The organism is Caballeronia sp. LZ043 (assembly GCF_031451075.1).
Taxonomy (GTDB): domain Bacteria; phylum Pseudomonadota; class Gammaproteobacteria; order Burkholderiales; family Burkholderiaceae; genus Caballeronia.
In genome coordinates this window covers 481,919-493,318 of the sequence record NZ_JARUXT010000003.1, presented here as the reverse complement: position 1 = coordinate 493,318, position 11,400 = coordinate 481,919, and the positions used below count along the sequence as shown (strand labels likewise).

The following is an 11,400-nucleotide window of genomic DNA, read 5'->3' as shown; positions in this document are numbered from 1 at the left end:
CGTGGGCTGGCGTGCTTCGCGATGCTTCGGGAGTGTAGTGCAAGAGTTGCAGCGCGCGCACGCGAGCGCTTCCATTGCTTTCAATACTGAAAGGACGTCATGAACTCAAGCTTGCTGTTTCAGGTTCGTATCAGGCTCACGCCTGAATGCGCCGCGATGGCGCGTCAGGATCGGTTCGACGGCAAGCTTGCGCCGCTCGGCGCCCAGCTCGCGAAACATCACGCGACGTTGATCTGCCAGTACGACGCCTTCGCGGACTATGTGGCGCAGGCGGAGCGGGATGGCGTCGATGGCTATCCGTTGTATCGATGGACGCGCGACACCATCGAAAATCCCGCGAAGAAGGCGAAGTACCTCGAAGCGTTCACCTTCTACGTGAACGGCGACGAGGTCTATGAGCAGGCCCTGGCCGATGCACTGGAAGCGGATCTCCACGCGCTAGCAAGCGAGGCGATCACGGAGATCCGCAAGTACGACACGAATCCCGCGAACAATCCGCAACCGCCTTCACAGGGCCAATAGGCGTGGCATTCAGTCCTTGCGGGCATCGAGCCATTCGACGATATTGCGCACCGTATCGCCATAGAACGTGCGATACAGCTCCTCCGACACATAACCGATATGCGGCGTCGCGAGCAGGTTGGGCAGCGAGCGCAGCGGATCGTCTGCGGCGAGCGGCTCCTGGTCGTACACGTCGATGGCCGCGCCCGCCAGACGCTTCGACTTCAGCGCATCGATCAGCGCCGCATTGTCGATGATCGGCCCACGCGATGTATTGACGATCCGGCTGGTCGGCTTCATCTGACCGAGCTCCGCCGCGCCGACGAGATGGTGCGTCCGTTCGCTCAGGCGCACATGAACCGAGAGCACGTCCGAGGTCTTGAAGAGCGTGTCCTTGTCGACGCGTTCGATACCCTTCTCCGCCGCGCGTTCGGCGGTGAGATTCTGGCTCCACGCGATCACGTTCATGCGAAACGCGCGGCCGATCACGCCGACCGCGGACCCTACACGTCCTAGCCCGAGCAGCCCGAGCGTCTTGCCGGCAAGCTCGGTGCCGAGACCGATCTGCCACCCGCCCTCTTTCAGCGAGCGGTTCTCGCCGGAAATGTCGCGCACCATGGCGAGGATCAGCGCCCAGGTGAACTCGATCGTCGGCGTGGACGAATAGCCCGTATGCCGCACTTCAACGCCGCGTTTCGCCGCGGCTTCCAGATCGATCGATGCGTTGGCCGAGCCGGTGGATGCGATCAGCTTGAGGTTAGGCAGATGCTCGATGATGTCGCGCGGGAACGGCGTGCGTTCGCGCATGGCGCAGATCACATCGAACGGTTGCAGTCGTTCGAGCAGCGCCTCGCGTTCGGCAATGTGATCGTTGAAGACGGTGATGTCGGCGCGCGGTTCGAGCGCGGACCAGTCGGCCATCGACCGGGCGAGGTTCTGATAATCGTCGAGCACCGCGACCTTGATGCGTGAAGAACTGGACATGATGAAGCCTTCGATTTTGTTGTGACGAATGCGCGGATCCGCGGCAGCCGCTAGTGTGACGCAAGCCGCGAAATCGTGTCGGGACGCCTTGCGGCGGGCCGCTGCGACCGATGACATCGCGTGAAACAAGTCATCGCGGGACTTTCGACGAGGCTGCCTCTATAGTCCGTTCCGTCGCCACACGAAGCACAACGTGGCTCAGGCAACCGAGAGGAACATCCCGTGAATACCCGTTCGACTTTCGCATCAAACAGAAGTCTTCAGAAGCGCGGCATGCATACCCTGCTCGTTGCCGCCACCGCCGCAGCGCTCGCGCTGTGCAGCGGCTCCGCTTTCGCGGGCTGGGCACGCGGCGGAACCGCCTATACCGGGCGCGGCGAGTATCAGGGCGCGCATGTCGGTTCCTGCGGCGGCGGCAGCTGCTCGCATGCGGGCGGCGTCGAAAATCCCTGGGGCCGCACGGCCACCAACTCAGGCACGGTGACACGCACCGCGCCGGGACAGTTCAGCAACACGGGCACTGCATACGGCCCGAACGGCCGCTCCGTCCAGCATGCCGGCGACACGAGCTGCGCCGGCGGCAGCTGCACGCACACCGGCAGCGCGACCGGCCCGAATGGCAAGACCGCGACCGGCACCGATACCGTCACGCGCACCGCGCCGGGCCAATACAACTCGTCGGGCTCGGTGACGGGTCCGAACGGCAACACGTCGACACATACGGCATCGACCCAATGCGCGGGCTATGCCTGCAACCGCTCCGGAACGGTCAATACGGCCAGCGGCGGCACCGTCACGCATGCGGGCAGCGCGACGAGCGTGGCGCCGGGCGTCGTGGTCACGTCGGGCAGCGCGACCGCTACGAACGGCGCGCATGTCACGACGGTATCGGGCGGCGGCACGGTCACCACGACGAGCGCGGCTGTCGTCACGGGGTCGGCTGCCGTGGTTGCCGCGCCCTTGATCGTGCCGCCGCCTCCGCCGCCGGCGACCGTGGTCGTGACGACGCCTCCCCCGCCGCCCCGCGCAGTCGTCGTGACGACGCCACCGCCGGTCAAGACGGTGGTTGTAGCCCCGCCCCCGCCGCCGGTCAAGGTCATCTATGTCGCGCCGCGCCGTGCCATCTGGATTCCGGGCCACTATGCCGGCGCGGTGTGGGTGCCTGCGCACTGGGCATGACCGGCAGCCGCGAACCCATGGTTCGAACGCCCTTGCGCCGGCCCTGTCGCTTTGCCGGCACGAGGCGTTACACTGCGGATCAACGCCGCTTCCGGCAGAGGCACGCCATGCCCGATGTCTTCCCCGACGCCCAGGCAACCACGAGCACGCGCTCATGACGAGACATCGCATGAAGCGCCCTCATCTGCCCGACGATCACGTGAAAGGGGTCCTGCACGACGTCATCTGGACCGCGGGCCCCGTCGTGCTGGTCATTGCAATCATCTCCGCGCTGGTCTACTGGCTCGTCGATCCCGCGCCGCCCCGCACCATCACCATGAGCGCGGGCCAGCCCGACAGCTCGTTCTACGTCATCTCGAAGCAATACGCGGGCATCCTCGCGCGCAACGGCATCACGCTGAACGTACTGCCTTCGGACGGCTCCGTGCAGAACCTCGACCGCCTGCTCGATCCGCAACAGCATGTCGATCTCGCGCTCGTGCAAGGCGGCATCGCGACGAAGGAACAGGCGTCGAAGCTGGTCTCGCTCGGCAGCGTGTCGTATGTGCCGCTGGTGGTGTTCTATCGCGGCAAGGGGCTAAGCCTGCTGTCGCAACTGGAGGGCAAGCGGATTGCCATCGGCCGTGAAGGCAGCGGCACGCGCACGCTGTCGCTCAAGCTGCTCGCAGCAAACGGCATCTATCCGGGCGCCGGCACGCAGTTGCTCCCGACTGACGGCCTCGAGGCCGCCACGCAACTGGTCAGCAACGAAGCGGACGCCGTGCTGCTCTCCGGCGACTCCGCCACGCGCGACCTCATGCTGCGACTGTTGCGCGTGCCCGGCGTCTCCGTGATGAACTTCACGGAAGCGCGCGCCTATACGCGCCTCTTCCCGTATCTGGACGACATCGAACTGCCGCCGGGCATACTCGACCTGGGCCGCCTCATTCCGCCCGAGACCGTGCATCTGGTGAGCCCGATGCTCGAACTGGTCGCGCGGCCGAGCCTGCATCCCGCGCTGTCCGATCTGCTCATCGAAGCCGCGCAGGAGGTCCACGGCACGGCAAGCTTGCTGCAACCCGCCGGGCAGTTTCCACGCGCCGTCGCGCACGAGTTTCCGATCAGCGAGGATGCCAGCCGCTACTACCGCTCGGGCAAGAGCTTCCTGTATCGCACGCTGCCGTTCTGGCTTGCGAACGTCGCGGACCGCGCGCTCGTGCTGCTGCTGCCGGTCGCGGTGCTGATCCTTCCGGCGCTGCGCATCGTGCCCTGGCTCTATCGCTGGCGCGTGCGTTCGCGCATCTATCGTTATTACGGCGCGCTGATCGCGGTGGAACGCGGCGCGATGAAGCTCGTCGACGAAAACGAAAGGCGTACGCTGCTCGTCGAACTCGACTACATCGAGGAGTCGCTCAACACGCTCAAGATGCCGCTCGCCCATGTCGATGCACTCTACGTACTGCGCGAACACATCGGCTTCGTGCGCGCGCGTCTCAGCGAAGGCAGGCGGCGTGCCGGTACGGCGCCGCTGCATGATCGCGCGGCGGAGAGCCCGCGATGAGCCTGCGCGCATGGCTGGCTGCGCTGGCGCTGCTATTGCTGGGCGCTTGCGCCAGCCTGCCGCCGCAGGCGGGACGCATGCAGACGCAAGCCTTCACCGACACCGCCGGCACGTCCCTGGGCCGGGCGTTCTCGACGAGCGAACAAGCGCATCCGGGCGACAACGCCTTCCATCTGCTTCCCAACGGCATGGACGCGCTTATTGCCCGTGTGATCCTGAGCGAGCGCGCCGAACGTTCGCTCGACCTGCAGTACTACATCTGGCACGACGACCTGACCGGCCGCGAAATGGCGGCATCGATCATGCGGGCAGCGGATCGCGGCGTGCGCGTGCGTCTCCTGCTCGACGACCTCGGCACCAATGCCGACGACCGCTTCCTGCTCGCGCTCGCGTCGCATCCGAACATCCAGGTGCGGCTCTTCAATCCGGTGGCGAACCGCACCTTCAAGAAGCTCGGCTCAGCGATGGAATTCTTCCGCGTGAATCGCCGCATGCACAACAAGGCGCTCATCGCCGACAACCAGGCGGCCATTCTCGGCGGCCGCAATATCGGCGATGAATACTTCGGCGCATCCAGCACGGTGTCGTTCGGCGATCTCGATGTGCTGGTGCATGGACCCGTGGTGCGTGACGTGTCGAAGGCATTCGATCTCTACTGGAATTCGGCGGCGGCCTATCCCATCGAACATCTCGTGGGCCGTCCCGCCGATCCCGACGCGCTGCGGAGCTATCGCGACAAACTGGATGCCTATCTGCTGGCGGAACGTCATTCGCCTTATGTCGCGCAAGTCCGGCAGCGCATGGCCGACGTGCTTCAGGCACACGATGAAGCCTTCTCTTGGGGCAAGGCCACGCTGCTCTATGACGATCCCGCGAAGATCACCCGCGCGCCCGGCGACAGCGAAGGGCATCTGATGTCGCAATTCAAGGCGCTGGACTTCGAGCCTGGCAAGGACGTGCTGATCGTGTCGCCGTATTTCGTGCCGCGCAGCGAAGGCGTGCAATGGCTGCGTTCGATGACCGCGCGCGGCGTGCACGTCACTGTGCTCACCAATTCGCTCGCGGCCACGGATGTGGCGGCGGTGCATGCGGGCTATCAGCGCTATCGCCGCGACATGCTCGAAGCCGGCGTGACGCTTTATGAACTCAAGCCCGTCACATCGAATAATGAAGACAAAATGCAAAAGCAGAGCACATTCGGTTCGTCCAAGGCTTCACTCCACGCGAAGACCTATGTGTTCGACCGGACGCGCATCTTCATCGGCTCGATGAATCTCGATCCGCGCTCCGTGCAGCTGAATACGGAAATCGGCGTGTATTGCGAGAGTGCGCAGGCCGCTACGGAAGTGGCGGACGGCATCGGCAAGCAGATCGACCGCCTGGCCTGGCGCGTCGAGTTGCAGGACGACGGCGCCGGGCAGCAACGGATGGTCTGGATCGACACTGCCGCCGACGGCACGACAACCGTGCTTGAAACGGAGCCCGATGTGTCCAAGCTGAAACGCGCGGGTATCTGGATGCTCGGGCTGCTGCCGATCGAATCGCAGCTATGAGCCGCGCGGTCTCGTTTCAACGCGCATGGATCATTTGAATCCCGACACTGCGTGCGGCACATACGGCGCTTCCAGCGCAGCGATCTCTTCCGCGGTGAGATTCAGCGACAAGGCCGCGACCGCATCGCCGATATGACCGGGCTTCGAGGCGCCGATGATCGGCGCGCTCACCGGCGCCTTCTGCGCGACCCATGCCAGCGCCACCTGCGCGCGCGGCACGCCGCGCTTCTGAGCCAGCGCCGCCACGGCTTCGACTACGGCGCGATCGGCTTCGTCGGTCTTGTACAGCGTGCTGCCGAAGGTGTCTGTTTCCTGACGCGCGCTGGTCGTGTCCCAGTCACGCGTGAGACGGCCGCGTGCGAGCGGGCTCCACGGCAGGACGCCGATGCCCTGGTCCTTGCACAGCGGAAGCATCTCGCGCTCTTCCTCGCGATAGAGCAGGTTCAGGTGATTCTGCATGGTCCTGAACTCGGTCCAGCCGTTCGCGCGTGAGGTATGGAGCGCCTTGCTGAACTGCCACGCATACATCGACGACGCGCCGATATAGCGCACCTTGCCCGCCTTCACGACATCGTGCAGCGCTTCAAGGGTTTCCTCGATCGGCGTCGCATAGTCCCAGCGATGGATCTGATACAGGTCGAGATAATCGGTACCCAGGCGCCGCAGACTGTTGTCGATCTCGTTGAAAATGGCCTTGCGCGACAAGCCCGCGCCATTCGGGCCGGGCCGCATGCGGTTGAACACCTTCGACGCAATCACGATGTCGTCCCGCTTCGTGAAGTCGCGCAGTGCGCGTCCCACGATTTCCTCAGATGTACCGTCGGAATAGACATTGGCGGTGTCGAAGAAGTTGATGCCTGCGTCCAGCGCTTCCTTGATGAGCGGACGGCTCTTCTCCTCGTCGAGCGACCACGGATGCGTGCCGCGTTCCGGCACGCCATAGGTCATGCAGCCGAGACAGAGCCGCGAGACGTCGAGGCCGGTCGTACCCAGTTTCACGTAATCCATCGTGCAAATCTCCTTGCGAAGCGAAAGGAACTGCGAGCGCGCATGCTCTTGCGCATGCTGCGAAACTTCGCACCTTATAACAATGCAGCGAATCGCGCTGCCCGGCATGTTTCAGAGTCACGTGAACCATCCGGACCATTTGCGCTGGAATACGCAGCCCCTGCTAACATGCCCTGCGTCGCATCATCCCGCCGAACGCTTTCATTCCCTTGACTGAACTGAAGAGGCTTCCCATGACGACACCCGCTGCTCAACCCATCTGGTTCATTACCGGCTGCTCGACCGGCTTCGGCCGCGATCTTGCCGCAAAGACCCTCGCGCTCGGCTATCCGACTGTCGTTACCGCGCGCAATCCGAAGACGCTCGAAGCATTCACCGAACAATACGGCGACCTCGCGCTCGTGCTCCAACTCGACGTCACCGTGCCCGAGCAGGTGCAGGCCGCGGTAACAGCGGCGACGGACAAGTTCGGGCGCATCGACGTGCTCGTGAACAACGCGGGCATCGGTTACTTCGGTTCGTTCGAAGAGAGCGACCTGAACGAAGTGCGCAAGATGGTGGACATCAACGTCTGGGGCCTGGTCGACATGACGCGCGCGGTGTTGCCGCAGATGCGCAAGCAGAAGCACGGCACCATCGTGAATGTCTCGTCGATTGGCGGCATCATCGCGTTCCCCGGCGTGAGCTTCTATCACGCGACGAAGTTCGCGGTGGAAGGCATGTCGGAATCGATGTCGCATGAGCTGGCGCCGCTCGGCATCAAGGTGCTGATCGTCGAGCCGGGTCCGTTCCGCACGGATTGGGCGGGACGCTCGGCGAACGAGGCGCCGCGCACGATCGCCGATTACGCCGGCACCGCGCAGGCGCGCACCGATACGATGCGTGGCTACAGCGGCAAGCAGCCGGGCGACCCGGTGCGCGCCGCCGAAGCGATCATCCAGGCCGTGGAAAGCAAGGACCCGCCACTGCGCCTGCTGCTCGGCAAGGCCGCGGTGACGAATGCGCGCGTGAAGATCGACGCCTTGCGCAAGGACTTCGACAGCTGGGAAGCGGTTTCCGTGGGCGCGGACTTTCCTGAAGGCGAGTAACGCAAGAGGCCGTTACAAGGCCAGCACGTTCACCGCGACATCCATGTGATGCGCGCCACCGCCCAGTATCATGCCGCGCAACAGCGACACGTCGCTGTAGTCGCGGCCCGTGGCGAGCGTCACATGATCCAGATCGGCCAGCACGTCATTGGTCGGATCGAGGTCGATCCAGCCGCTCTGCGGACAATGCACCGACACCCACGCATGCGAGGCATCCGCGCCGATGAGGCGCGGCTGTCCCGGCGGCGGATCGTTGCGCAGGTAGCCGCTCACATAGCGCGCGGGCAAGCCCAGCGCGCGCAGGCAGCCGATCATCACCTGCGAGAAGTCCTGACATACGCCATGCCGCAATTCGAATGCGCGCGAAGCTGGCGTATCGACCGACGTGGAAGAAGGCTTGTATTCAAAATCCGCGTGGATACGGTGCATCAGATCGATTGCGCCCGCGACGAGCGGCCTGCCCGCAGGAAAGCTCGCCTGCGCATACTCGCGAAACGCGTGCGCCAGCGGGATATTGGGTGACGCATAACAGAACTCGCCCTGCGCGAGGAACGCCTCGCCTGCGTGATAGCGCAGCCGTTCCGCGACGGTTTCCCAAGGCGGCGTCGCCTCCGCATCCAGTGCGGTCCAGCGCGGCGTCAGGCGCACGGTGGTTTCGCTCGTCATCGAAAGACGCTCGTGCGGCGCGTCCAGCGAGAAGTACAGCACGTCGTTGCCGAATGAATCGACGCGGCTATGCACATACGATGGCACTGGTTCAATGCGTTCTGTATGCGAAATTACCTGTTGCCACGGACAGTGCAACGGCCGGATGGTCGCCAGGTGCTGCGCGATCTCCACCGGCGTCGAGTAGCGATAGGTCGTGCGGTGCGTCACCGCGAGCACGGTATCGTGCATGCCGATGTTCATGACGACACCTGCGCGGCCGGCGTGTTCGCGTGGCTGAAATAGCGCGCGCTCACTTCGTTGGACGCGGCGTTCATCGATGCAACCAGCCTGTCGCACAAGCCAACCAGCGCATCATGGCGGCCGGCTCCGCGCGTTTTGCACAGCGTGGCGAGCGGCGGCAAGGCGTCGGCAGGCGCGAGCAGATCGGCGAAGCGCGTGGCTTGCAAGCGCCGTGCGCCGCCTGCCGCCGCCGCGATTTCCTCGAGCTTCACGCGCAAGCGCGCATGGACGCCGTATAGCCCGCGCGGGTTCGTCTGATCGACGACGATGAGATCGATCAACGCCGGCACTTCGAGTCTTCCCGGATATAGCGAGCGATAGGTCAGCGTGCTGTCGAACAATTGCAGAAGCAGGTCGAAGCCTGCGGGCGAAGCCAGCGTGCCGCATTCGGCGACCACGCGCAGGATGGTCGCCATCGTCGAAACGCGTTCAATATGCCGGCCGATGAACAGCAGGCGCCATGCTTCGTCGCGCGTCATGCGGTCGCCCTGTGCGCCGCTGATCGCGCAGAGCTGGGTCGCGAGATGTTCGAGCGCGTTCATCAGCAACACGCGATCGTAGCTGCGGCCGAGACGCGGGATGCCTTCGGCGCGGGACTCGTCGAGATCGAGGCGCACGAGCGCATCACGAAAGTCGTTGCGCGACGCGAGAATGACGCGCCAGTGATCGGTCGAGAGCCGGTCGCGAATCTCGCCGCCCACGCGCGCCTGATCCGCGAGATTGCTGCCGATGCTGGTGCCGATGCGCGTCTCCGGCAAGCCCGCGATCAACACGCGTTCGAATGCTTGTGGCGTGGCGCGCGCGAGCGTATCGCCCGACGGGATCAGGCCGCTTTGCGCGGCCAGTTCGGCCAGCGTCGGAAACAGTTCCTCGGCATCGCTTCCTTCGAGCATGCCGAGCAGCAGACGGCACAGGCGCACATTGTTTTCAGCACGTTCGCCGTAACGGCCGGCCCAGAAAAGATTCTCGGCCGCCCGGCTCGACACGGTCCGATGTTTGCGAAGATCGCCGGGCCGGATCGGCGTGGGACGCAGCGATACCGAACCGCCCGCCTGGCTCGACATCACCCAGGTATCGACGCTGCTGCCGCCGAACTGCATCGACACCGTCGCGCGATGGTCGGCCGCCAGCCGCGTGAAGCCGCCCGGCACGACGCTCCAGCCGCCCTCGGGATTGGCGACCGCATAGGCGCGCAGCACGCAGGGGCGCGAACCCAGCGCGCCATCGTGAAAGCGCGGCGCACACGAGAACGGCTGATGCGCCTGAATGGTGAAGACATCCGGCGCGCGCTCGATGCGCTCGCGCCAGTCCGCCAGCACCTGCACGCCCGCATCGATGCCCGGCGCCCGGTCCGCCTGCGCACCCGGCCAGGTCGGGGCGATGAGTGCGCTGTCGAATCGTTCGAAGGCCTCGCGACGGGCCGCTTCCTCGCCGCACCACCAGGTCGGCACGGTGGGCAGTGCGAGCGTCTCGCCGAGCAGGGCCCGCGCGATGCCCGGGAGGAACGCGTTCAATGCGGGCGATTCCGTGAAGCCCGCGCCCGGCACGTTCGACACCATCACGTTGCCCGCGCGCATGACCTGCAGCAGACCGGGCACGCCGATGCTCGAATCGGCGCGCAGTTCGACCGGGTCGCAGAAGGCGTCGTCGAGACGGCGCAGTACGGCATGCACGCGCGACAGGCCGGCCAGCGTCTTCAGATAGAGCTTGTCATGACGCACCGTGAGGTCCTTGCCTTCCACGAGCGTCACGCCGAAATAGCGCGCCAGGAACACATGTTCGAAATAGGTTTCGCTGAACGGGCCGGGACTCAGCAGCGCAATGTGCGGCACGTCGTCCGCGCTGCTGCGGCCGCCTTCGTCGTCGCGCATCGTGGCGCGCGCGGCCTGCGCGATGGTCGCGATCAGCTGCGCATACGACGCCGCGAGCCGGCTCACGCGCATCGCGCGGAACGGATCGGCGAACAGGCTCGCGACGATCAGCCGGTTTTCCAGCACATAGCCCAGGCCCGACGGCACCTCGGTGCGATGCGCGATCACGGTCCACTCGCCCGACGGCGCGCGCGCGAGATCGACCGCGACGATCTGCAGGAAGCGCCCGAGCGGCGGCACGAAGCCCTTCACCGAACGCAGATAGCCCGGATTTCCGAACACGAGCGCAGCGGGCAGCAGACCGCGCTGCAGCAAGGTCTGCGGACCATAGACATCGGCGACGATGGCTTCCATCAGCCGCGCGCGCTGCGCGACGCCTCGCTCGATGCCCGCCCACTCCGCCTCGTCGATGATGAGCGGCAACAGGTCGAGCGACCACGCACGCGGCTTGCCGTTGTCGGCATAGACGTTGTAGGTGATGTCGTTGTCGCGCACTTGCTGGGCCACTGCGGCGACGCCGTCGTCGAGGCGCGCAATGCCCTGCTCGCCCAGCAGATCGAAGAACTGCCGCCACGGCTCGCGCAAGGCGCCCGAGGCAGCGCGCAACTCGTCCCAGTGCCCCGGCCGCCCCGGCAACGTGCGCAGCAGTGCGAGCGCATCGGCGCGGGCGGCGGCGATGTCGAAGGGCAAGGTCGATTGATAGGCCAAAGTCTTCCCGCTTATCTTTT

At 65.3% G+C, this 11,400-nt stretch carries 9 protein-coding genes; 5 read left to right on the top strand and 4 right to left on the bottom strand.

The genetic code is table 11. The features are described 5' to 3' along the window. The first annotated feature begins 99 nt into the window (after nucleotides 1–99). A complete protein-coding gene (locus QCE64_RS22400) occupies nucleotides 100–522 on the top strand; it encodes a hypothetical protein (RefSeq protein ID WP_310006314.1) in 423 nt (140 codons plus the stop codon). 9 nt (nucleotides 523–531) lie between these two features. On the opposite strand, the gene QCE64_RS22395 is transcribed toward QCE64_RS22400, so the two are convergent. Continuing rightward, complete coding sequence (locus QCE64_RS22395; protein ID WP_309933355.1) at nucleotides 532–1,485, bottom strand: D-2-hydroxyacid dehydrogenase family protein; 954 nt, start codon at nucleotides 1,483–1,485, stop codon at nucleotides 532–534. Between the two features lie 273 nt (nucleotides 1,486–1,758). On the opposite strand from QCE64_RS22395, the gene QCE64_RS22390 reads away from it, so the two are divergent. The 3 genes from QCE64_RS22390 to QCE64_RS22380 all read left to right on the top strand — a co-directional run bounded on the left by QCE64_RS22390 (nucleotide 1,759) and on the right by QCE64_RS22380 (nucleotide 5,757). Next, nucleotides 1,759–2,664, top strand: coding sequence for a hypothetical protein (locus QCE64_RS22390; RefSeq protein WP_310006312.1), 906 nt, complete (start codon nucleotides 1,759–1,761; stop codon nucleotides 2,662–2,664). Nucleotides 2,665–2,833: 169 nt separating this feature from the next. Beyond that, nucleotides 2,834–4,204: a TAXI family TRAP transporter solute-binding subunit gene (locus tag QCE64_RS22385; RefSeq protein ID WP_310006310.1), complete on the top strand. Its 1,371-nt coding sequence runs from the start codon at nucleotides 2,834–2,836 to the stop codon at nucleotides 4,202–4,204. Further along, the gene (locus QCE64_RS22380) at nucleotides 4,201–5,757 is read left to right on the top strand and encodes a phospholipase D family protein (protein ID WP_310006308.1); all 1,557 of its coding nucleotides are present in this window, start codon (nucleotides 4,201–4,203) and stop codon (nucleotides 5,755–5,757) included. The genes QCE64_RS22385 and QCE64_RS22380 overlap by 4 nt, the downstream gene beginning before the upstream one ends. A gap of 30 nt (nucleotides 5,758–5,787) precedes the next feature. Here QCE64_RS22380 and QCE64_RS22375 read toward each other — a convergent pair whose 3' ends face one another. Beyond that, nucleotides 5,788–6,765 (bottom strand): aldo/keto reductase, encoded by a 978-nt coding sequence (locus QCE64_RS22375; RefSeq protein WP_309923667.1) that lies wholly within the window; start codon nucleotides 6,763–6,765, stop codon nucleotides 5,788–5,790. A 233-nt stretch (nucleotides 6,766–6,998) separates the two neighbouring features. Here QCE64_RS22375 and QCE64_RS22370 point away from each other — a divergent pair, with 233 nt between their 5' ends. After that, entirely contained in the window at nucleotides 6,999–7,853 is an 855-nt protein-coding gene (locus QCE64_RS22370) for an oxidoreductase (protein WP_310006306.1), read from the top strand. Between the two features lie 12 nt (nucleotides 7,854–7,865). On the opposite strand, the gene QCE64_RS22365 is transcribed toward QCE64_RS22370, so the two are convergent. Together QCE64_RS22365 and QCE64_RS22360 are read right to left on the bottom strand one after the other, a co-directional pair. Beyond that, complete coding sequence (locus QCE64_RS22365; RefSeq protein ID WP_309923663.1) at nucleotides 7,866–8,762, bottom strand: transglutaminase family protein; 897 nt, start codon at nucleotides 8,760–8,762, stop codon at nucleotides 7,866–7,868. After that, the gene (locus tag QCE64_RS22360; RefSeq protein ID WP_310006304.1) at nucleotides 8,759–11,380 is read right to left on the bottom strand and encodes a circularly permuted type 2 ATP-grasp protein; all 2,622 of its coding nucleotides are present in this window, start codon (nucleotides 11,378–11,380) and stop codon (nucleotides 8,759–8,761) included. Before QCE64_RS22360 ends, QCE64_RS22365 begins: the two co-directional genes overlap by 4 nt. Nucleotides 11,381–11,400 lie beyond the last annotated feature (20 nt).